Source organism: Acinetobacter sp. WU_MDCI_Abxd143, from assembly GCF_025514195.1.
GTDB classification, from domain to species: Bacteria; Pseudomonadota; Gammaproteobacteria; order Pseudomonadales; family Moraxellaceae; genus Acinetobacter; species Acinetobacter pittii_H.
Genome location: NZ_JAHPTH010000018.1, coordinates 1 through 22,604, shown reverse-complemented (window position 1 = coordinate 22,604; position 22,604 = coordinate 1). Strand labels below are relative to the sequence as shown.

At 40.1% G+C, this 22,604-nt stretch carries 20 protein-coding genes, 4 tRNA genes and 1 other RNA gene; 9 read left to right on the top strand and 16 right to left on the bottom strand.

The window, feature by feature from the left end:
• Positions 1-23: 23 nt before the first annotated feature.
• The 7 genes from KTI79_RS18080 to KTI79_RS18050 all read right to left on the bottom strand — a co-directional run bounded on the left by KTI79_RS18080 (position 24) and on the right by KTI79_RS18050 (position 7,706).
• Positions 24-100, bottom strand: a tRNA-Met gene (locus tag KTI79_RS18080).
• A gap of 157 nt (positions 101-257) precedes the next feature.
• Positions 258-1,214: a carnitine monooxygenase, reductase subunit CntB gene (gene cntB, locus KTI79_RS18075; RefSeq protein ID WP_032054241.1), complete on the bottom strand. Its 957-nt coding sequence runs from the start codon at positions 1,212-1,214 to the stop codon at positions 258-260.
• Positions 1,215-1,261: 47 nt separating this feature from the next.
• Positions 1,262-2,713, bottom strand: a complete 1,452-nt coding sequence (locus KTI79_RS18070; RefSeq protein ID WP_032054240.1) for an NAD-dependent succinate-semialdehyde dehydrogenase — start codon at positions 2,711-2,713, stop codon at positions 1,262-1,264.
• A gap of 63 nt (positions 2,714-2,776) precedes the next feature.
• Positions 2,777-3,892, bottom strand: coding sequence for a carnitine monooxygenase subunit alpha (gene cntA / locus KTI79_RS18065; RefSeq protein WP_002120432.1), 1,116 nt, complete (start codon positions 3,890-3,892; stop codon positions 2,777-2,779).
• 42 nt (positions 3,893-3,934) lie between these two features.
• Positions 3,935-4,909 (bottom strand): alpha/beta hydrolase, encoded by a 975-nt coding sequence (locus KTI79_RS18060; protein ID WP_032054239.1) that lies wholly within the window; start codon positions 4,907-4,909, stop codon positions 3,935-3,937.
• An 11-nt stretch (positions 4,910-4,920) separates the two neighbouring features.
• Positions 4,921-6,567 carry a BCCT family carnitine transporter gene (locus KTI79_RS18055; protein ID WP_032054238.1) on the bottom strand — a complete coding sequence of 549 codons (1,647 nt, stop codon included), beginning with the start codon at positions 6,565-6,567 and terminating at the stop codon, positions 4,921-4,923.
• 26 nt (positions 6,568-6,593) lie between these two features.
• Positions 6,594-7,706, bottom strand: coding sequence for a tartrate dehydrogenase (locus KTI79_RS18050; RefSeq protein WP_016142021.1), 1,113 nt, complete (start codon positions 7,704-7,706; stop codon positions 6,594-6,596).
• A 103-nt stretch (positions 7,707-7,809) separates the two neighbouring features.
• Here KTI79_RS18050 and KTI79_RS18045 point away from each other — a divergent pair, with 103 nt between their 5' ends.
• Positions 7,810-8,790, top strand: a complete 981-nt coding sequence (locus KTI79_RS18045; RefSeq protein ID WP_032054237.1) for a LysR family transcriptional regulator — start codon at positions 7,810-7,812, stop codon at positions 8,788-8,790.
• A 52-nt stretch (positions 8,791-8,842) separates the two neighbouring features.
• Here the strand turns inward: KTI79_RS18045 and KTI79_RS18040 are convergent, their stop codons facing one another.
• From KTI79_RS18040 to coaD, 5 genes are all read right to left on the bottom strand, one after another.
• Positions 8,843-10,027 (bottom strand): hypothetical protein, encoded by a 1,185-nt coding sequence (locus KTI79_RS18040; RefSeq protein ID WP_032054236.1) that lies wholly within the window; start codon positions 10,025-10,027, stop codon positions 8,843-8,845.
• 149 nt (positions 10,028-10,176) lie between these two features.
• Positions 10,177-10,253 (bottom strand) — tRNA-Met (locus KTI79_RS18035).
• A 63-nt stretch (positions 10,254-10,316) separates the two neighbouring features.
• An RNA gene (rnpB, locus tag KTI79_RS18030) (RNase P RNA component class A) lies at positions 10,317-10,672 on the bottom strand.
• Positions 10,673-10,699: 27 nt separating this feature from the next.
• A complete protein-coding gene (locus KTI79_RS18025) occupies positions 10,700-10,963 on the bottom strand; it encodes a YfhL family 4Fe-4S dicluster ferredoxin (RefSeq protein ID WP_005070936.1) in 264 nt (87 codons plus the stop codon).
• Between the two features lies 1 nt (position 10,964).
• Positions 10,965-11,456 (bottom strand): pantetheine-phosphate adenylyltransferase, encoded by a 492-nt coding sequence (gene coaD, locus KTI79_RS18020; RefSeq protein ID WP_005070938.1) that lies wholly within the window; start codon positions 11,454-11,456, stop codon positions 10,965-10,967.
• A gap of 134 nt (positions 11,457-11,590) precedes the next feature.
• Here coaD and smpB point away from each other — a divergent pair, with 134 nt between their 5' ends.
• Positions 11,591-12,067 (top strand): SsrA-binding protein SmpB, encoded by a 477-nt coding sequence (gene smpB / locus KTI79_RS18015; protein WP_002120348.1) that lies wholly within the window; start codon positions 11,591-11,593, stop codon positions 12,065-12,067.
• Positions 12,068-12,115: 48 nt separating this feature from the next.
• Here the strand turns inward: smpB and KTI79_RS18010 are convergent, their stop codons facing one another.
• The 3 genes from KTI79_RS18010 to rluD all read right to left on the bottom strand — a co-directional run bounded on the left by KTI79_RS18010 (position 12,116) and on the right by rluD (position 14,657).
• Positions 12,116-12,667: a flavodoxin family protein gene (locus KTI79_RS18010; protein WP_032054235.1), complete on the bottom strand. Its 552-nt coding sequence runs from the start codon at positions 12,665-12,667 to the stop codon at positions 12,116-12,118.
• A 189-nt stretch (positions 12,668-12,856) separates the two neighbouring features.
• A complete protein-coding gene (gene pgeF / locus KTI79_RS18005) occupies positions 12,857-13,594 on the bottom strand; it encodes a peptidoglycan editing factor PgeF (RefSeq protein WP_032054234.1) in 738 nt (245 codons plus the stop codon).
• Between the two features lie 10 nt (positions 13,595-13,604).
• Positions 13,605-14,657 carry a 23S rRNA pseudouridine(1911/1915/1917) synthase RluD gene (rluD, locus tag KTI79_RS18000; RefSeq protein WP_016142026.1) on the bottom strand — a complete coding sequence of 351 codons (1,053 nt, stop codon included), beginning with the start codon at positions 14,655-14,657 and terminating at the stop codon, positions 13,605-13,607.
• A gap of 71 nt (positions 14,658-14,728) precedes the next feature.
• Here rluD and KTI79_RS17995 point away from each other — a divergent pair, with 71 nt between their 5' ends.
• Both KTI79_RS17995 and KTI79_RS17990 read left to right on the top strand, forming a co-directional pair.
• Positions 14,729-15,892, top strand: coding sequence for an outer membrane protein assembly factor BamD (locus KTI79_RS17995; protein ID WP_032054232.1), 1,164 nt, complete (start codon positions 14,729-14,731; stop codon positions 15,890-15,892).
• Positions 15,893-16,049: 157 nt separating this feature from the next.
• Entirely contained in the window at positions 16,050-17,918 is a 1,869-nt protein-coding gene (locus tag KTI79_RS17990; protein ID WP_032056898.1) for a DNA primase, read from the top strand.
• Here KTI79_RS17990 and hemA read toward each other — a convergent pair.
• The gene (hemA, locus tag KTI79_RS17985) at positions 17,915-19,198 is read right to left on the bottom strand and encodes a glutamyl-tRNA reductase (RefSeq protein WP_032004255.1); all 1,284 of its coding nucleotides are present in this window, start codon (positions 19,196-19,198) and stop codon (positions 17,915-17,917) included. The genes KTI79_RS17990 and hemA overlap by 4 nt on opposite strands.
• Before the next feature lie 88 nt (positions 19,199-19,286).
• Here hemA and KTI79_RS17980 point away from each other — a divergent pair, with 88 nt between their 5' ends.
• The 5 genes from KTI79_RS17980 to KTI79_RS17960 all read left to right on the top strand — a co-directional run bounded on the left by KTI79_RS17980 (position 19,287) and on the right by KTI79_RS17960 (position 22,602).
• Positions 19,287-20,996, top strand: coding sequence for a tetratricopeptide repeat protein (locus KTI79_RS17980; RefSeq protein ID WP_199937171.1), 1,710 nt, complete (start codon positions 19,287-19,289; stop codon positions 20,994-20,996).
• Between the two features lie 4 nt (positions 20,997-21,000).
• A complete protein-coding gene (gene lolB / locus KTI79_RS17975) occupies positions 21,001-21,579 on the top strand; it encodes a lipoprotein insertase outer membrane protein LolB (protein WP_032054229.1) in 579 nt (192 codons plus the stop codon).
• 18 nt (positions 21,580-21,597) lie between these two features.
• Positions 21,598-22,431: a 4-(cytidine 5'-diphospho)-2-C-methyl-D-erythritol kinase gene (ispE, locus tag KTI79_RS17970; protein ID WP_086266032.1), complete on the top strand. Its 834-nt coding sequence runs from the start codon at positions 21,598-21,600 to the stop codon at positions 22,429-22,431.
• Positions 22,430-22,504: transfer RNA gene (locus KTI79_RS17965), tRNA-Gln, on the top strand. Before ispE ends, KTI79_RS17965 begins: the two co-directional genes overlap by 2 nt.
• Positions 22,505-22,530: 26 nt before the next feature.
• Positions 22,531-22,602, top strand: a tRNA-Gln gene (locus KTI79_RS17960).
• Positions 22,603-22,604: the final 2 nt, after the last annotated feature.

Genomic DNA, 22,604 nt, shown 5'->3' with positions numbered 1-22,604 from the left:
ACGCAGGAGCGTGGTTTTTAAAATGGTGGCTATGACGAGACTTGAACTTGTGACCCCCGCATTATGAGTGCGGTGCTCTAACCAACTGAGCTACATAGCCGTAAACTGTGTGCGCATTATCTATAGTTCTGTATAGCAGGTCAATAGGTAAAAACCCTTAATGCCCATCAATTGAACAAATAAGATTCAGATCATCATTATTTGTTCTTTTTTTAGCATTTTTTTGCTTTAAACAATTGATCGGCCACAGAAATATATTAAAGATCTAATACTAGTTTTTTACCTTTAGCTCTCGACACACAAATCATCATGCTCTTCTGTGAAGCCTTTTCTGCATCACTTAAGTATTGATCAAAGTGATCTGCTTCGCCTTCTAAAATAGCAGTTTCACATGTACCGCATACGCCTTCGCGACATAAGCACTCCACATCAATATTTAATGTTTCAATAGCTTGTAAAATCGTCTGATTACTTTGTACTTCAATTTCCTGATTAGACTTGGCAAGTACAACCTTAAATGCTTCCCCATCTTCAGGAACTGTTGAAGCGAATTGTTCCCAGTGAATGTATTCATCGCGATAACGATGCTTATTACAGCAATCAATCACAGCATCAATCATGGGTTTCGGCCCACAGACATACACGTGTGTGCCTTTAGGTTGTGATGAAATCAGTTCATCCAGCTTCAATGAGCAACCTTCTGAGTCAACATAGCTAAATACATGCTCGGCATGTTTCTGCTTTAACTCATCTAACAAAGCCGCATGTTCAGGCGAACGATAAGCATAATGTAGTTCGTATTCAACACCGCGTGCTGCAAGCTCATCCATTTGAGGCAAGAATGGTGTAATGCCAATACCACCTGCAATTAAGATATGTTTATTGCCTGTCTCAGCTAATGGAAATAAATTTTTTGGTTCTGAAATCTGAATTTCACAGCCTTCATTACATTGATCATGCATAAAAACCGAACCGCCCTTACCTTCCACGTCTTTACGAACACAGACTTGGTAAGTCGATAGATCTTGCGTACAGCTCATTAATGAATAGGCATTTGAAAGCTGTTCATTCATTTTGACAATAATATGGCTTCCCCCACTAAATCGAGGAAAGTTCTGCCCATCTTGACGTTTGAACGTAAACCGTTTGATTAAAGGGGTAAGCTGCTCCACATGAGTAACAACTGCCGGGAACATTTCATAGTGACTAGCCATATTAGAATCCTTCTTTTACCGCATTTTCTTATTGCTAGGGCTTATCCTTAAAGCCCTAAACACATGTATTTAATGGTCATGAATTCTTCAAGACCATACTTTGAGCCTTCACGCCCAACACCTGATTGCTTCACACCACCGAATGGTACAACTTCATTTGAAATTGCTGTTGCATTCATACCGACCATTCCATATTCAAGCTGTTCTGACACTCGCCATAAACGTGAAATATTTTCGCTATACACATAAGCAGCCAAACCGAAGATCGTGTCATTGGCCTGAGCAACGACATCAGCTTCATCTGTAAAGCGAATAAGCGGCGCAACTGGACCAAAAATTTCTTCTTGGACAATTTCCATTGTACGGTCAACGTTAGTTAAAACTGATGGTTCATAAAAGGTTTGCCCTAAAACATGCTGCTTACCACCACAGGCAATCTTAGCGCCTTTGCTCACTGCATCATCAATTAACTGCTGTGCTTTCAAAACTGCTTTTTCATTAATTAATGGGCCAATTTGTACACCATCTTCCAAACCATTACCGACTTTAAACTTTTGTACTTCTTGTACAAACTTCTCGGCAAAAGCTTGATAAATATTGTCGTGTACATAAATGCGGTTAGCACAAACACAGGTCTGGCCTGCATTACGGAACTTGGCGAAAATCGCGCCTTGTACAGCTTTATCCAAATCGGCGTCATCAAATACAATCAGAGGTGCATTACCGCCTAACTCAAGCGCTAACTTTTTAATAGTGCTTGAACACTGCTGCATCAGTAAGCGTCCCACTGGAGTTGAGCCAGTAAAGGTCAATTTCTTCACTTTTTCATGCGAAGTAAATACCGAACCAATTTCTTGAGATTTACCGGTAACAACATTAATTACACCAGCTGGAATACCTGCTTTTTCTGCAAGCTTCGCAATTGCTAAAGCACAGTAAGGCGTTTCATTCGCTGGCTTAATCACTATCGTACATCCAGCTGCTAAAGCTGGTGCTGCTTTACGAGTAATCATGGCAATTGGGAAATTCCACGGCGTAATAGCAGCCACAACACCCACAGGTTCTTTACTAATAATAAAACGCTGCTGATTATTGACGGTTGGAATCACATCGCCATAAATACGCTTGCCTTCTTCTGCAAACCATTGAATAAATGATGCAGCATAACGCACCTCACCTTTCGCTTCTGCCAAAGGCTTTCCCTGCTCAATGGTCATAATCAAAGCAAGTTCATCGGTATGATCGAGAACCAGTTTGTACCAAGCCAATAAAATATCTGCACGGTTTTGAGCCGTTAAAGCTTTCCAACTTTGCAATGCTATATAGGCCGCTTCAACCGCCTGTGTAGCCTCGGCCACTCCCATATTTGGAATTGTGCCAATTTCTTCGCCTGTTGCAGGGTTAGTTACCGGAACCATCGCATTCGACTGTGCAGCTAACCATTGCCCGTTAATATAGGCTTGTTGCTGAAATAATTCAGTACTTTGTAAACTCGACATATCATCTTCCTAACTGAAGAATCAGGTGTAAGTTATCTTTACACCTGAATAAATCCATTTGTTTTATTTGTGATGCTGCGCCACTAAATGCTGGAAGTAAGCAATACCATGTTCACTGATACCAGAGCGTTGCTTGTCAGTCATAATACGGCCTTGACCACGATAACCACGTGATTTCAAACCACGTTGTACGCTTTCGACCAAGTTCAAATCTTCAGGACGGAATACATTACGATACCACTCAATCAAATCTTTCTGATCTTGAGTGAGTTCTTCGTTGGTGAAGTAAATATCGTAATGCTGCAAAGTCGTTTCTGCATCTACTGGAAACTCATAGATTACTGTCATGAAATTACTGCCCGGTGGTACGTTGAACATCGTGCAAGGCCAAGTCCAGAAACCGTGAAATTCAGGATCTGTTACTGATGGATCAAGCTTGAATGATTTCTCTGATGAACGAGCAAAGCCATATTGCAATGTCCAGTTTTGATGTGTGGTATGCCAATATTTATCAACTTGTACCGAATCAGCAAAACCAGGATGTGCAGGCCCACAGTGATAACACTCTAGATAGTTATCGACAATTACTTTCCAGTTTGCCGGCGTTTCTGTCACAAAACGTGCTGCCAATTTCAAATCTTTAATTACGCTACATGCTTGATTTAAACGCTCAGCAAATTCTGGAAGTTGGTCTTCTACACAAGTCGCATTTTCATCCATATTAATGAAAACAAAGCCTGCATATTCCTCAACTTTTAAAGGCACCATGCTTGAATTTTCTTTATCAAAAGATTCGACATGGTCACAGTTACGCGCCAAAGCTAAGCTACCGTCTAGCTTAAACGTCCAAGCATGATATGGGCAGGTAATTACATTTTTTGCTTTACCACTGCCACTTAAAAGTTCGTGACCACGGTGCGGACATACATTATAAAACGCCCGTAAAACACTATCTTTACCACGAATGATGACAATATTTTCACCAATTACTTTACGGGTAATATAGTCATTCGGTTGTGCCAATTCACTGCCATGTGCAACACAAATCCAGCTTTTAGCAAAGATTGCTTCTTTCTCATGCTCAAAAACTTGCGATGAAGTATAGAAAACTTTAGGAAAAGTCCATGCAACATCTGGGTTTGCACAAAAATCTTCAGGTAATTTTTCAACTGCACTCATGTTATTACTCCATTAAATTCTTTTCGTCCAAATGACTCGATATTAAATTGATGTCTTTTCGACACTGCCAAACATGCGACGTATCGCACTCAGCATGTTTTGATATAACTGTTGAACTTCAGGGCAATCACGCATGAGACGTAAACTGCCATGTAATAAACCTTTGCCTAAATGGAACTCGTTAGGGATACCTGCTTGTTCCAATTTTTGGGTAAAGAGATAACCGTCATCACTTAAAGGGTCATATTCTGCAACCGCCACAAAACTTGTAGGCATATCTGAAAAATTAGTTGCCAATAAAGGTGCTAGACGTAAATCCTGCCAATCTTGTGAATTTGGTGCATATTCCTTTAAATAAAAATGCATATCTTCCGTTGTGAGTAACGGCGCATGGGCATGCTTTTGTGCGGCTGGTGTATCGAGTGCTGTAGTTAAACACGGATAAACCAAAGCCAGACCTTGAGCTTGCATACCACTATGCTGTAGATGCACTGCAAGGGCTGCTGCTAAGTTACCGCCTGCGCTATCGCCTGCTAGAACGATATTTTCACTATCAATCTGCCAGTCAGAACCATGCTCTTTAAGCCATTGATAAACTGCTAAACAATCTTCAAAAGCTGCCGGAAAGCGATGCTCTGGTGCCATGCGGTAATCCACACCAATGACAACTGCATTTAAGTCCTGACATAAATAACTGGTAATAAACTCATGTGAATCGAGTCCACCGACCATCCAACCACCGCCATGCAAATACAACACACACGGCCAACCAGCTTCAGGTCGTTTAGTTTTTGGTGAATAGATGCGAACAGGTACAGGATGCTCTGCATTTGCAACAACTCGGTCTTCTACTTCGATCTTGCCATCACGAGGCAAAGTGTAGTGTCGGCACATTGCGTCATATGCTGCACGAATTGAGTCAATATCCGCATCTGCTGGTGAATAAATGCTGCTCCAGTACACTAGGCTTTGCATTTCCTCACTTAAGACATACGTAGCCTGTTCACATGTAGTCATTACCGTTCCCTCTAGCTGGTTTTTCTATCCAGTTTGATTGAGCTTGCTAGCTCAAGTTGCATCCGTTTTGCATGTTCATCTTGAGACTGGTTTAAACCAATTTCTGCATCATCATAACCTTGTTGCTCAATTAAATGCGATGGGACTTTGGCATAATCCTGAATCAGCCATTTCACTAAACCATAGGTTTGAATCAGAATAATCACGATGAATGGTAAAGCCGTCACAATGGTTGCCGTTTTCATGGTGTCTAACGGTGCTTTACTAAAGATCATGGCAATTGGAACTAAAGTCAGCATGACACACCAGAACAAACGAGCATTTGGCGATGGATCTTGCCCTTCACTTAAACCACGTGTACATGTTGCTGAAACCGCATACCCTACTGCATCCATATGTGCTGCCAAGAACACCACCATAATGCCAAGGAAAATCCACATCATGAGTTTTCCGGCAGGCAATAGACTGAGCAATTGACCAATCGCAACCTCACCACCTTGTTGGCTTAAGATTTGTGGCACATTTACAGCCCCATGAATAAAGCTATAAACACTGTAGTTTTCAAACACACCAAAGATGAACCAAAGACCGACACTGCCACCAATCACCATCGCAAAGATCACTTCTTTAATGGTACGACCTTTAGAAACACGCGTTACGAACAGTGCCACACCTGGTGCATATGAAATCCACCATAACCAGTAGAAAACAGTCCATTCACGGGTAAACTTGCCATCACCCATTGGGTCGGTAAATAAGCTCATATCAACAAAGTTGGTTGCCATTAACCCAAAACTCATTAATGAATTATTCAAAATGAATTGAGTCGGACCAAAGCAAAGTACATAAATCGCAAATAACACTACACCTAAGCACACCATGTGGCTTAAACGCTGCATGCCCTTGTCCATACCTACATACGAACTAAGTGCAAATAGAACCGAAACTGCCAAAATAATGATGACTTTAGTCATAAAGGTATTTGGAATACCTGTAAGCTGAGACAAAATATTGGTAAATGTCACGGCGGTGAGTACTAATGAAATCGTCAATGCACCAAACATGCAAAGCAAGAACATAAGGTCAACTAAACGTCCAACCACGCCGGTTGATTTAAAGCCTGTCACAGCTTCAATCACAGATGCCAAACTTAAGCCTTTATTTTTTCTCACATGATAGCTGTAGCACAAAGAAATTGATGCCAAAGCATAAATTGCCCATGCACTTAAACCTGAGTGAAAAAACGAGTAAGCCACGCTATATTTCAATGCTTCTGCTGACTCAGGCGGTAAGCTCAAACCCGGAGTTTGATAATAGTAAGCCCAGTCCAAAAAGCCCCAGTACAATGTAGAAGACCCGATACCCGACAAGATGAACATAAAAATCCATGACATCGTGGTGTATTGAGGCTTTCCTTCACCTAGTTTGATTTTGCCGTATTTACTAAAAGCTAGACCAAAAGTAAAAATAATGGCTAAAAAAGCAAACAGTAATACTGGGGTTGTAAATACCGATGTCGTCCACTGCATCCATGTTGCAGCAATCTTTATCGACTCTTGCGAATAAATAGCCAAACCAGCAACTGAAATAAATACAAACAGTAAGCTGGTTACGGCAAGAATTTTATCCGTATAAATTTTTGTGTTTTGATTATCCATATCCCTACATCCATTTTTGGATGGCGTTATTCCATAGCGAACACGTCCATTTTAGTTTGAGCTACACACGATGCAATTGCATCTCCTACCTCATAAGTTTTTGCCTGACCACCGATATCGGCTGTTTTTGGTCCATTAATTAAGACATTCTCAATCGCCTGCATAATGTCCTGACCTGCTTGAATGCAGCGTTCATCATCTTCGCCAAAGAATTCGAACATCATGGCACCCGACCAAATCGCAGCGATTGGGTTGGCAATTTGTTTACCGTAAATATCTGGTGCTGAACCATGTACAGGTTCAAACAATGATGGAAATTTTCTTTCCGGGTTTAAATTTGCAGAAGCAGCCAAACCAATGGTTCCTGTACATGCAGGACCTAAATCGGAAAGAATGTCACCAAATAAATTGGATGCCACAACCACATCAAAACGTTCAGGTTGTAAAACAAAACGAGCCGCTAAAATATCAACGTGTTGTTTATCAGCCTGAATTTGTGGATATTGTTTTGCCATCGCATCAACACGCTCATCCCAGTACGGCATACTGACGGCAATACCATTTGATTTGGTCGCTGCGGTAATTTTTTTCGCATCACGCTGATTTGCAAACTCAAATGCATAACGCAAAATTCGGTCTACACCATGACGTGTAAATACTGCTTCTTGTAAAACAAACTCTCGGTCTGTCCCTTCAAAAGCTTTACCGCCAATGGCTGAGTATTCACCTTCACTGTTTTCACGAACCACGTAAAAATCGATGTCGCCTGGTTTTTTACCTACCAATGGACATTTTACACCTGGCATTAAGCGCACTGGGCGTAAGTTCACATATTGGTCAAAACCGCGGCGGAACTGGAGCAGCGAACCCCATAGTGAAATATGGTCAGGCACTTTATCTGGCCAGCCTACAGCGCCAAAATAAATTGCATCGTAGCCCTGTAAAGTTTCAAACCAGTCATCGGGCATCATTTTGCCGTGCTCAAGGTAGTAATCGCAGCTTGCCCAATCAAATGCATCTAGCTGAAGCTCAATGCCGTACTTCTCTGCTGCTGCCTTTACAACCTTAATGCCTTCTGGTAGAACTTCTAAACCAATGCCATCGCCTGCAATCGTGGCAACTTTATATCTTTTTGCCATAAGCTTCCTTCACACCTTCGACTAATATCCTTGTATGGCTTAAACATGATGTTTTAAGCAAAAATGATCAACAACAGAACTATCACTCCAATGGACACGGATCGTGAACAATCTACCTAACCTATCGGATTTAAAGGTTTTTTGCACAGTCGCTAAACTAAAAAGTTTTGTCGAATCTGCTGAGGAACTTGGGACATCGCCAGCTTTTATTAGCAAGCGAATTAATATTTTAGAAAATACGTTAAGCTGCAAACTCTTTCATCGCAGCACGCGCCATGTCAGCCTAACGGAAGATGGCAAACTCATCCTTGAGAGAGTTTCAAATATTCTTGAAGAATTTGATGAAGTTTGTGAGCTGGTCAATAACCCGCTCAGTACACCTACAGGTCGTATGGATATTATTAGTAGCTTTGGTTTTGGCAGAAAGCATATCGCACCAATTCTGTCTAAACTAATGATGCTTTATCCAAAACTTCAGATTCATTTTGATACCATCGACAATACCAAAGACCTGATTCAACACAGTATTGATTTGGACATTAGAATTGGTAATGAAATTGCACCAAATATGATTGCGAAGAAGTTAGCTTCCAATTTTCGAATTTTGTGCGCCTCACCGAGTTATTTACTTAAACACGGTGTACCTGACAGTATTGAAGATTTGCAAACACATGACTGTTTAACAATTAGTGAACGCGATCAATCCTCGGTTTTATGGAAATTTAGACATGCTTCTGAAGATGTCTCAGTGCATATCAAACCACGTTTTGTTTCGAATAACGGCGAAATTATTCATCAACTTGCCATAGAAGGTCACGGTATTATTTTCCGGTCAATTTGGGATGTTGCCGATGAATTGATTACAGGCCAACTTCAGCATATTTTGCCTGAGTACTGGCAAGATGCCGATATTTGGGCAGTTTATCCATCACGGCTTAAAAGCTCATCTAAATTACAAACCTGTATTTTGTTCATTCAAAACGAATTGCTCAATCGTTTACAGCATGTTCAAAACCTAAACCGAGGACAACTCATTTCTCCGGCAGTTAAACGAGAACCACCGCCTGAAAAAGTCTTTCTATAAAAAAAGCCCTAAGTGGGCCTGTTCACTTAGGGCAATAGTTTACTTTTAACTCTTAGAAATAATATCCAATTGAAAGATAAAACAGTTTATCCCAATCATTACTGCTACCTTGTGCAAGGCCATTCGCCCCACCACCTACCATTGGATCGTTTTTACTCATAATATATTCACCCTGAATACCAATGGCTTTGTAATTAAAATAAACGCCTGCAATTAAACGCTCAGAGTCTTTATATCCATCCTCATCTTTGAAAAAGCGGCTATGAGAGATATAAGGTTTAATATTTTCAAGTTTGTGGAATGGCTGAGCAAAGGTATAGTTAATTTCATTAACCAAATATTTACCCTTATTAGCGACTTGATACGGGTAATCAAATGCTCCAATGGTTGAGCTATTTGGAAATAAATTATCGCCATTCGTGACATCTTGCTTCCCAGCCAAGAACATCCATTGCCATGCTTGATATTGTGTTTGAGCAAAAACGTTCCATGACTTACGATGACCATCTTCATCAGTTCTTTTATTTTCTAAATCAGAGTACCAAACTGAACCACCTAACTCGGTCGAAAAATTTTGCGCCTTATCAAGCTCAAATTTTCTAGACGCTCGAGCAATCCACATATTCTTTTCTTCAATATTAGTTCCTGTGGTTAAATCATCAGCTTCAACGAAATTACCGCTATATCTGCTTGAGTACTTTGAAGTTCCTTTATAATTTCCCCCATCAGTTGGATAGAAACCTAAAGTTAAATTATATTTATTATCTGCAAATTTATATTTGATCCCTAGATTATCGATGTCTTCTAAACCGACTGTATTTAAAAGCGTTTCGTAGTAACTACTGCCCCAAAACTCGCCAAAGCCAAAATCAACGGGTTGCAAACCTACAATGATTCTCTGCTGGTCAGATAATTTATAACCTACCCAAGCTTTTTTTAGGAAAATCGCATCACATAAGCGATCATATTGATAACAACGGGCATCCGCACCTGCAATCCAATCTGGATTTTCATAACCTAGCACTAATTTAATATCAGTTAACCGCCAATCATCATTTTGGGACCCTTCATTTGCATCAACCACATAATCTTTATGCAAATAACGGGAACGTACTGCGCCAGAAACTTTAAATTGACCCGAATCCAAAGTTGGATCTCCCCAACTTAAATCGGCCGCAGAAGCCTCTACTCCCGCAGTTAAACTTAAAATTCCTAAAAATAATAATGACCTTTTCATGTCTTCAACATCCTTGTTAAGTGTTATAAGAACATGAAGAAATTGGCTTAGACAAACAATGCCAGAACTATGAAGTCGGTCTTTACAAACCGTGTTTAATCAAAAAAATGAGCATAAAAAAAGACCACGCAGGAGCGTGGTCTATAAAATGGTGGCTATGACGAGACTTGAACTTGTGACCCCCGCATTATGAGTGCGGTGCTCTAACCAACTGAGCTACATAGCCGTAAACTGTGCGCGCATTATCTTAACTTCTTTAACGCACGTCAAGAAAAATTTTAAATAAATTAGGTGAAGTGAGCCTATAAGCCGGGTTCTGTCGAGGATGGTCATTCCTCTAGGCGCACAATCACTCATACGCTCAAGCGACCTACCCGAATCCAGTACGGGCCGTACCTCAGGATTCCTATTTGGTCTTGCTTCTGGTGGGGTTTACCATGCCGTGAACTGTTACCAGACACGCGGTGCGCTCTTACCGCACCCTTTCACCCTTACCTCACGAATGAGGCGGTCTACTCTCTGCTGCACTTTCCGTCGGCTTTCACCGCCCAGGCGTTACCTGGCACCCTGCCCTATGAAGCCCGGACTTTCCTCCCCTGCTTCAGTCACGAAGACCTCCACAGCAGCGACCATCCAGCTCACTTCAGGGGCGCATATTAACAAATTTATTTACTAATTGCTTGTGCTTTTTTGAGCAATTAATTTTTTATATTTGTCGAATAGCTCATCTTCCGTTTCCACATGCTGTGGATCTTTAGGAATACAGTCCACTGGACAAAATAACTGACATTGCGGCTGGTCATGATGACCAACGCATTCAGTGCATAAATCTGGATGAATTTCATAAATCACTTCACCCATGAAAATAGCTTCATTTGGGCAAACTGGTTCACAAACATCACAGTTTATGCATTCATCGGTGATATATAACGACACTTTACCAACCTTGTTGATGTTTACGTTCAAAGGCCTCAACCACAGCTTGCGGAACAAACTTGGTTACATCCCCTTTTAAACGAGCAATTTCCCGAATCAATGTCGAAGAAATAAATGAATACTGCTCAGATGGTGTTAAAAATACTGCTTCAAAATGTGGGTCAAGTTGACGGTTCATATTGGCAAGTTGAAATTCATATTCAAAATCAGAAACTGCTCTTAAACCACGAAGTACTGCTGTTGCCTTTTGTTCTTTGAAAAAATTAACGAGCAAACCATCAAAGCCTACAAATTCAACATTTGATAAATGGCTGAGTGATGTTTGGGCCAGTTCAACTCTCTCTTCTAGACTGAACAAAGGGTTTTTATGATGTCCAATTGCAATTGCTACTACAACCTCATCAAACATTCTTGATGCTCTAGTAACTAAATCAACGTGTCCATTCGTGATGGGGTCAAATGTTCCAGGATAAATTACACGCGTTTTAGACATCCGCTAGTACTCTAATTGTATTGTGAACCTATTTTAGCAAAAGTTATACATGAGGCGAAATATTGACGTGCAGGAAAAACTTCACCTTAGCATCAGTTTACGGCACAATAGGGGCAATTGTGGAAGTTTGAATTATGGCGAAAGCAACAGTAGTGAAAAAACATAATGGTGGAACCATCGCACAAAACAAACGTGCCCGCCATGATTATTTTATCGAAGAAAAATTTGAAGCTGGTATGTCTTTACTCGGCTGGGAAGTAAAGTCTTTACGTGCTGGTCGCATGAGTTTGACAGAAAGTTATGTCATTTTTAAGAATGGTGAAGCGTTTTTATTTGGTGCACAAATTCAACCGCTCCTTTCGGCATCTACTCATGTAGTACCTGAAGCTACACGTACACGTAAATTATTATTATCACGCCGAGAACTAGAAAAGCTAACAGGTTCAGTTAACCAAAAAGGTTACTCATGTGTTCCTTTAGCATGTTACTGGAAAGGTCACTTGGTTAAGCTTGAAATCGCGCTTGTGAAAGGTAAACAGCTTCACGACAAACGTGCGACTGAAAAAGATCGCGATTGGCAGCGTGATAAAGCTCGTATATTTCATAAGTAATTAAATAAAAAGCCTCTTTTTAGAGGCTTTTTTATATCGCAGAATTTATTAATTTAATCTATATAAGAGTCCAGCAATATATTCACCAAACCATTTAGCAGTATCTAAATCGCCTTGTGGAGGAGTAATTTCAACAGGTGCATTATCTGACTGTGTCATTAAACCTAAACAACTCGATAATCGGTTTAAATCTTTTTCACTATGCCCAGTCGTCATTAAAGGTAAACCTGACCAAAGCATGCCATGTTGCATCGCAAAAATATTTAATTGTTGTAATACCGCTAATTTATCGCCACTCAACCCACCTGAATTTGCAAAGCCAGCTGCAAGCTTCCCTTGCCACAAACGCTCTTTCCAACGTTTAGAAGTACTGTCCATAAACTTTTTAAAGTCAGCGGTCATACTTCCCATATAAGTAGGTGAACCAAAAATAATACCGTGCGATGCATCAAGCGCATCCCAATCAATATGTTCAATATTCATTAAATGTACTTTTACACCCATCACCTCTGCCCCAGCAGCAATAGCGAAAGCTACTTTCGCGGTATGACCATATGGACTGTGGTAAACAATAGAGAGGTGTTTTTCAGGCAAAGACATAAGATTAAAATTTTGAGCGATTTTTTCTATTTTATCATTTTATTAACACTTGCTAAACCTTCATCTATAAATATGAAATATAAGGTTTTCACTACTGCATACTATAGAAATATTTTCAAATTAAATAAAAAACTCTCCTATTTTTAATAAATATAAAATAAGAGAGTCATTTAAGGAAGTTATCAAAACTTACATAAAAACAAACGTAGCCATACGTCCTGTCTTCGCATCACGACGATAAGAAAAATACTCATCATCCTGTTGATAAGAGCATTGATCTCCACCCAAGACTTTTTGCACACCTAGACTTTGCAAAATAAATCGAGCAATGGCATATAAGTCTGCATGAAATTTATTTGGAGCGACGCCCTCAACAAAGGCTGTTTCCAACTCTGGATATTTATCACAAAAGGCAGCTTTTACTTCGGCCCCAATTTCAAAACAAGGTTGGCTGATTGCAGCTCCTAACCATGCCCAAGTTGGAGGATTCTGCATAGCGGCTACTGTATTTTCAATAATACCACCTGCTAAACCACGCCAACCCGCATGCAAATTAGCAACTTCACTGCCTTCGGCATTTCCCAACACGACAGGTAAGCAATCGGCTGTCATCATCATTAAAGCATGACCTTTTGTTTGGGTGACCAAACCATCACCAATTAAAGCTTTAAAGGGAATTTTTTCATTTACAGTATGGCAAATCGTACTATGCGTTTGGGTCATCCATGTCATTTTTTTAACACCAAATTTCGCAAACTCATCTAACAATATCATTCGATGCTGTTGAACACGTTGTGCCTCATCTTTGACATGTAAAGCCAAATTAAAGCCAGATAATTCAAGTTGATCCGTTGGTAATGCCAAAGGATGTTGAACACGTGTCTGCCCTACAAATACGCCTTGAGGTAAACCTTGAACAAATTCCATATGCACGTCCTTAATATGCAGCGTTTTCTGAACGTAACACATTCACTAAATGTGTGAAATCTTCAGGCCACGGCGCTTCAAATAGCATTTCTTCACCAGTACGAGGGTGTTTCAAGCCTAATTTAGCTGCATGCAATGCTTGACGTTTAAAACCGCGTAAAGTTTCAATCAGTAATTCAGATGCACCAGCCGGTACACGTACACGGTTCATATAAACCTGATCGCCAATCAAGCCATAACCAATGTAACTAAAATGCACACGAATCTGATGTGTTCGACCTGTTTCAAGACGCGCTTGCACACGGGTAAAATCTTTAAAACGTTCTTTTACATTGTAGTGAGTTACCGCATCTCGCCCACCCGGTAAAATTGCCATTTTCACACGGTCAACTGGGTGACGTTTGATTGGTTCATCAATCGTACCGCCAGCAATAATATTTCCATAAACAACCAAGTCATATACACGGTAAACCGATTTATTCGCCAATTGTTTACTTAAAGAAAATTGAGCTTCTAATGTTTTAGCAACAACCAGTAATCCACTGGTATCTTTATCAATACGATGTACCAAACCAGCACGCGAAAGTTCTGCCAATTTTGGAGCATGGTAAAGTAAAGCATTCACTAAAGTTCCAGAACTATTGCCTGCTCCTGGATGTACCACCATGCCTACTGGTTTATTAATGACTAAAATATCATCATCTTCATAGACAATATTAAGTGGAATATTTTCAGGTTGACTCGTTGTCTGAGCTTCAAGCTCTACTTCGAGCGTAAGCAACTCAGTTCCTTCACAACGGTGCTTAGGCTTGACAATGTTACCATTCACCAACAGATGGCCATCCTTCAACCATTGCTTGAGCTTTTCACGTGAAAACTCGCTCCACACCAAGGCTGCTACTTGGTCGATACGTTGTCCCAGATAGGTTTCATCTAGCTGAACTTGCAACGATAAACGTGTTGCAGTTGTATCAGAAGTATGGTTATCTGCATCCTCAGAATCTTCAAGTAAATTGAAGTCGGTTTCAGAGAAGTTTGTGTTTGAAGATTGTGCTGAAGTCATTTGATCATTGAGATAAAAGTGGTTTAATAGCGCAATTGTAGCTCATTGCCCAACATAACAGAGGAGTTTTTATGTCGCTACCACGTTATAAAATTACGATGCTTGCCTTATCTTTAGGCGTAGCGTCTGCATTTGTGGGCTGTAGCAGCAATCCAAGTAAAAAAGAAGTGGTCGATACTGGCCCTCAATCTAGTGAACAAGCTTACTTCGAAAAGGCCCAAAAGTCGCTTGACCGTGGTCAATATCTTGATGCGACCAAGTCTTTAGAGGCAATCGATACTTATTATCCGACTGGACAATACGCTCAACAAGCACAACTTGAACTTCTATATTCGAAATTTAAACAAAAAGATTATGAAGGCGCGATTGCCTTAGCAGAACGTTTTATTCGTTTAAATCCTCAACATCCAAATGTGGATTATGCTTATTATGTTCGTGCTGTTGCCAATATGGAGCAAAACTACGACAGTTTGATGCGTTATACTTCTTTGCAACAGTCACATCGTGATGTGAGTTATTTAAAAGTTGCGTATCAAAACTTTGTTGATTTAATTCGTCGTTTCCCAAGTAGCCAATATTCTGTCGATGCTGCTCAGCGTATGAAATTCATTGGGCAAGAACTTGCCGAAAATGAAATGACTGCTGCCCGCTTCAACGTTAAACGTAAAGCTTGGATCGCCGCTGCAGAACGTTCGCAATGGGTGATTGAACACTATCCACAAACACCTCAAATTCCAGAAGCTTTAGCCACTTTGGCATATAGCTATGACAAGTTAGGTGATAAAGCTACTTCGCAACAATATATTGAAGTTTTAAAGCTTAATTATCCAAGCCTTGTGAAAAAAGACGGCACAGTTAACATGCGTGCTGCTCGTAAAGAAGGTAACTGGATCAACCGTGCAACTTTAGGTATTTTCGGTCGTGAATCGACTGCTGCAACGCCAGAGAGCACAACTGAAGCAGAAGCTCCAAAACGTGGTTTCCTCAACCGTGTTAGTTTTGGTTTAATTGGTAATTCAGATAAAGAAGAAACTGAAGCACCAGAACAAACACCTGTTGAAGCTCCTAAGTCTGAACGTAGTTGGACAAACCGTTTAAGCTTCGGTTTATTAGACAAACCTGAGTCACAAGCAGCAGAAAATACAACTGTTGCACCAGCTGCAACCTCTACTGAAGCTTCAACTGATGTTCAATCAGATGAGGTAACACAAGGTGCAGATGACGCTGCTCAATAAGTTTAAGCTTTAAAAAACATCAACAAACAGGCAAGTGATATCACTTGCCTGTTTGTTTTTATAAAATATTAAAATATTTATTGGGCATATCTCGATTCATCATGTCAGAATATTCTGACTTACTGTCTCATCAAGTTTTAATACGGTTATCTGAATTATGGCAATTCCACAACATACGATTGATCAAATTCTAGATCGCACAGATATTGTCGATCTGATTGGTCAGCGTGTGAAATTGAAAAAAACCGGACGTACATATTCCGGCTGTTGCCCTTTTCATCAAGAAAAAACGCCATCATTCCATGTCTACCGTGACAAACAGTATTATCACTGCTTTGGTTGTCAGGCTAACGGAAATGCAATCCGTTTTCTTATGGATATTGATAACCGAAACTTTATTGAGGTAATGAAAGAATTATCGAGCAGTACCGGAATTGAATTACCCAAAGATAATACTGAGAATAAAAAACTATCTTATACCCGTCAGGTTACAAAGCCACCTGTTACTAAAACAAATACGGCTGAGCCTGTAACTTCACAGCAGCCATCAGATGAAAGCTACAACACGCTTGAACCCGTATTTTTTGATGACCCTTTTGCTCAGTTCGAACAGCCGTTTAGCTTTGATGAGCCAGTTCAAGAAGGTAATTTATATGACTTACTGGAAAATGTTGCTCAGTTCTATGAACAACAATTACCTCATAGTCAAAAGGCAAAAAATTACTTTAAACAGCGTGGACTAACCAATCAGACGATTCAATTTTGGCGCTTAGGCTATGCTCCAGAAGACTGGCAACATCTAGAAAAAGCTTTTCCTTATGACATTGACGGTTTAAAACAACTCGGACTTATCCGCTCAAGTGATAATGGGCGTGATTTTGATTTGTTACGTGACCGCGTCATTTTCCCAATTCGTGACCCTAAAGGCCGAGTGGTTGGTTTTGGTGGGCGTGCTTTAAATGATGAGATAAAACCCAAATATATTAACTCGCCGGACTCAGAAGTCTTTCATAAAAATCAGCTACTTTACGGACTTTATGAAGGTAGAAAGCTTAAATCTAGCGATTGGTTAATGGTTGAAGGCTATATGGATGTCATTGCGCTTCAGCAATATGGCATTACTGGAGCTGTGGCAACCTTAGGGACCGCAAGTAATACTGAACACCTTAATATTTTATTCAAACAAAATAGTCGTATTACGATTGCTTTTGATGGCGATGCAGCAGGTCAAAAAGCAGCACGCAGAACTTTAGAAATTGCTTTACCCCTTCTCAATGATGGTCGTGAACTCAAATTTTTTGTTCTACCCAATGATCACGACCCCGACTCTCTCATCCGTCGAGAAGGACTCGAAAATTTCCAAAAACTATTACAACAAGCCCCTCTTCTGTCCGATTTCGTGTTTGCGCACTTAACAGGACAACACGATATCAGTACGCCTGAAGGGAAAAGTTTAGTCATGGGAGAACTCAGAGAACTAACTGAACTCTTACCTAAACAAGGTTCTTTCCGCTACTTGCTTACTCAATCTTTCCGTGAAAAACTCGGACTAGGTAAACGTTTTACCCCACAAATCAGCCACGATGCTTCACTCTCGTTTAACATCCATACAAAAGATGAAGACTTTGCGATTGCAATTTTAATGCATCATCCTTTTCTTTATATTCATTTCGAAGGATTACGGGCTTATATTCACCAAGATGAATTATTAGCCAAAGTACTGGCTATCTTAAATCGTATTTTTGATGATTTACCAGATGACCAAGAGCTGGCAACTTATTATGTGCTTGGTGCTTGTAGTAGTTACTGTCATGAAATCGCCGATATTATGCAAAGAACCAATATTCAGGCATTAACACAGGCACCTGAAGTAGCTGACAAGTTAGCTAAGGAATATTCGCTAAGTCTGCAAGAAAGATATTTACGTCAGAAGCTGAAATCACCGATTTCTTTAATTGAATCAAGAAATCTAAGACAACAATTGAATGAATTAACAAAACAAATTAGCTTAAAGTTGTTGTCTTAATGTTTTGGCTTACGCTCATGATCAAATACATCCTGTAAATGCTGTTGTAACCATTCAAAATAATCAGGATTTTCTGCTTTAGCAGCTTCACGTAACAAAATAGATGTGGGATGCATAAGTTTTTGCGTTAAACGATGGGCAAATTGCTGTAATACCTGCTCGGCATTCTCACCATGATGCAAAGCTTCTAATGCATGCGTAAGCTCTTGTTGACTAATCTCTTCACTGTGTTGGCGGTAAGCATGAATGGTGCTACCAGCCTCTTTAACCTTTTGATGCGTAATAAGCTGAGTCGCTAATTGATTCACCATTACTTCCGCTTCAACTGCCGCCTGACGACGTTGAGCGAGGTTTTCATCAATCACACTTTGTAAATCATCGACACCATATAAATAGACCCCATCAAGTGCTTCAACTTTAGGATCTATATCACGTGGCACTGCTAAATCAACCATTAACATTTGTTGGTAGCGGCGTTTTTTTAATGCAGCCTTAACATCAGAATAAGCAATAACTTGATATAAACTTCCAGTACAGCTCGACACGACATCAGCACGATATAAATTCTCTGCTAATGCTGAAAACTCAATGATTTCAACTTCAACCTGATGTGCAATCTCCTGAGCCAGCTGGTCAGCACGCTCACGGCTACGATTACAAATAATAATCTTCGCGACACCCATTTCAGCCAAATGTTTAGCCACCAAGCTATTCATTTCACCCGCAGCAACCACCATAACAGTAAGCTTTTCAGGCTTACTAAAAACCTGTAAGGCCAGTTGTGCAACTGCATAACCCATTGAAACAGCATGACTACCTACCGCTGTTTCGGAACGTACCCGTTTAGCTGCATAGAAAGCGTATTCAAAAACACTATTTAATTCAGGAGAGACCGTTTGCGCTTCTTTAGACAATGCCAAAGCGCTTTTGACCTGCCCTAAAATTTGTGGCTCACCAAGCATGAGAGAGTCTAGACCACTCGCTACTCGCATTAAATGTGTAATGGCCTGCGTGTTCTCGTAACGATAAACATGATGAATTAACTGCTTTACATCAATATTATTGGCATCGGCTAACCATTTTAGAAGGCTTTCGGCATTTTCAGCCATGGCATAAACTTCTGTACGGTTACAGGTCGAGACGACCACCAAATCCTTTAGGCTTTGGTGATGGCGTTGTTCGGCAAGCAAACGACTTAATCGCTCTGCATTGAAAGCAATTTGTTCGCGGAGTTCTACAGAAGCTGTTTGATGGTTGACACCCAATGCAAAGAAAGACATATCAGATCATCATTTCGCTAAATTTATGCTATTGTGCAACATCGGTGTCATAAAAAGCATTACTTTGGATCAATAAAAATTGCGTCAAATGAATAGCCGTATTAATTTTAACGGTGCTTCGATAAGACAGTATTCTACCACATTCTTATTGTTAGGTAGCATGTCCTCATATGTCTATGCACGTCCTGTGCAAGAGACCTATGCCGTGCATTCGTTTGATCAGGCATTAGAGCAATCCATGGTTGCTGAATTTGCGCTAGCTTATGACGATATTCCAAACGCTTTGCACAATTACACAGTGCTCGCAATTAAAAGCAACTCTACCTCAATTAAGCAGCGAGCTTTAGACGTTGCACTTGAATACAATGATTTACAAGCTGCGTTAAACATTGCTACACATTGGGTCGCTCAAGAACCCAAAGATGTACCCGCTTTATTCTATTTGTCACATATTGCTTTAAAAACACACGAATATCAGCTTGCTGCTGAAACATTAGATAAAATTTTAAAGATAGATCCCACTGCTGATCTAGAACAGATTTTAGCCAGCATTGCCCCAGAAAATGCACAAGATCGAGAGGTCTTATTAACAGCTTTACGCTCTAGTGCAGAAAAAGCCAATCCTTCTATTTTGGCACTCATCGCCAATTTAGAAGCACAAAATGGACAATTACAAACTGCGCTAACCAACATTAACAAAGCCTTACGCCGACGTCCTAAAGTAACGAGCTTTATTTTAATGAAAGCAAACTTACTTATTGCTCTCAGCGATCAAGAAGGTGCACTTAAGTGGTATGCAAAATCGAGTCGTAAAAATAAGAAAAATTTAGATATTCGTTTAGCTGAAATCCGCTATCTCATACAAATTAACCAATCTGAGCTTGCGTTAGAAAAACTTGAAAAAATTATAGAAACTAACCCTCAAGCAGAAGAAGCCTTATTTATTGCAGGCTTAACAAGTATTGATTTAAAGCAATACGACAAAGCAGAACAATATCTTGTTGACTTACGCAACTCGGCTAAATACCAAAATGAAGCATATTACTACTTAGCGATTAATGCAGAACGTAAACAGCATTATGAAACTGCAAAAGCTTACTATCGTTTAGTTGATGGCAGCTTATACGTGGTATCAAGACGCAATCTGATCGCAATATATGATAAACAAGAAAATTTACACGATGCTTTACGGTTCCTTACTCAAGAACGAGTAAATTATCCCCAACATGCAAGTTTCTTATATCAAGCTCAAGCTGAAATCTTAAAGAAAATGGGCAATAAAAAAGCTGCACTAAATCTATTAGATGAAGCAATTAAAAACCTACCCGACGACCCAGAACTAATTTACGCGGAAGTTTTATTACTTGATCCATATACGGACCGCGACAAACTCGACAAAACATTAAAGCAATTATTACAACTTGAGCCCAATAGCCCAACGTATCTAAATGCATATGCTTATACGCTGGCACTGCAAAATCGCAGGTTAAAAGAAGCACGTCAGTATGCTGAACAAGCTCTGGAATATGCCCCTGAACAAGCCTCAATCCTTGATACGCTAGGCTATATTGCATTTTTACAGAATGATTATGAAGCTGCGGCAGAAGCCTTAAGCAAAGCTTATGAACTTAGCCATAATATAAATATTGGCATTCGTTATGCTAAAGCTTTGTATATGCAAGGGTCACTCACTCAATTTAGCGCAGTGTTACAACAACTGAAACAAAAACATGCCAATGATCCACAATTACAACAGCTTGATGCGTTAATTTTACCTACATCTGCAAAAAAGAGTTAAATATATGAGCAAATTTGCCCAACTGTGCACAGCGATTTGTGGATCAAGTGTATTATTTCTAACCGGTTGTCAGCATTTTACTCAACCAAAACCTGCGGTTACCCAACAAGTTCAAGACGAAAAACACTTTAATTTACAAGGTAAAATTGGAGTCCGTACACCACAGCAAACTGGTAGTGCTTTTTTTACTTGGCTTCAACAGCAAGATAATTTTGATATCGAATTAAGCGGTATTTTAGGCGTTGGAAAAACTCAAATTCAGGGTAAACCAGGCGAAGTAACTTTAAACAGTTCTAAAACAGGACTTATTACCGCTGCCTCTCCAGAAGAGCTGTTAGAACGTGCAACGGGTTGGCAAGCACCAATTACGCACTTAACGAGCTGGATTTTGGCAAAACCCGCAACATTAAATGCGCAAGTTACCAAAGATGCTGCAAATCGAGTGAGTCAACTCATTGAAGATGGCTGGACCGTGAATTTCAGTTATGATGGTGAACAAACTTTGCCAAACAAACTGGTTTTAAAGCAAGCTCTTGCTGAAGATAAAGAAAACCGTATTACAATGGTCATCCAAAACCGCTAAGTCTAATTATATAAATCTATGATTCGAGTTCCTTCCCCTGCTAAGCTCAACCTGTTTTTACATATTACAGGCCGACGCGAAAATGGTTATCATGAGCTACAAACCATTTTCCAACTGATTGATTTATATGATTGGATGACATTTACACCGACTTTGGGCGAAGAAATCAAAATTGATGGGTTGAGTGAAGTTCGAGCTGAAGAAAACTTGATTTATCGGGCAGCTCAAATACTAAAACCACATGCGAAAAAATTTTGTGGCTTGCACATCAAAATTGAAAAAAATATTCCAATGGGTGCAGGTCTAGGTGGCGGTTCATCTAATGCCGCCACAACGCTTATTGTGTTAAATCAATTATGGGAATGTGGCCTAGAGCAAGAACAACTTGCGGACTATGGTGTTAAGCTCGGTGCTGATGTTCCAATTTTTATTTATGGTAAAAATGCATGGGCTGAAGGCATCGGTGAACATTTATCATTCATAGACTTAGATCAAAAACAGTTCATTATTTTAAAACCTGATTGTTTTATCAGCACTCAATTGCTTTTTTCACAAAAAACATTGACAAGAGACTCTAAGACCACTAAATTTTGCGCCTATCAGTTAGAACCTTCTAATTTTGGAAATAACTTTGAGCCACTGGCTCGGCAGTTATACCCTGAAGTAGAAGAAGCAATGCAATATTTAGATCAGTTTGGTCAAGCAAAGCTTACAGGTACAGGTGCTTGTGTTTTTATTGAAGTAACGAATGAAATGAATATTGATGAAATTCTTAAGCATTCGCCATGTAAATCTTACTTGGTAAATAGCTTAAAAGAATCTCCTCTTAATCATTTTAAGGTTACACGTTAGGGGCGTCGCCAAGTGGTAAGGCACCGGGTTTTGATCTCGGCATCCGTTGGTTCGAATCCAGCCGCCCCTGCCAACCTCACCTGTAATGATGATTATATTAGGGGCGTCGCCAAGTGGTAAGGCACCGGGTTTTGATCTCGGCATCCGTTGGTTCGAATCCAGCCGCCCCTGCC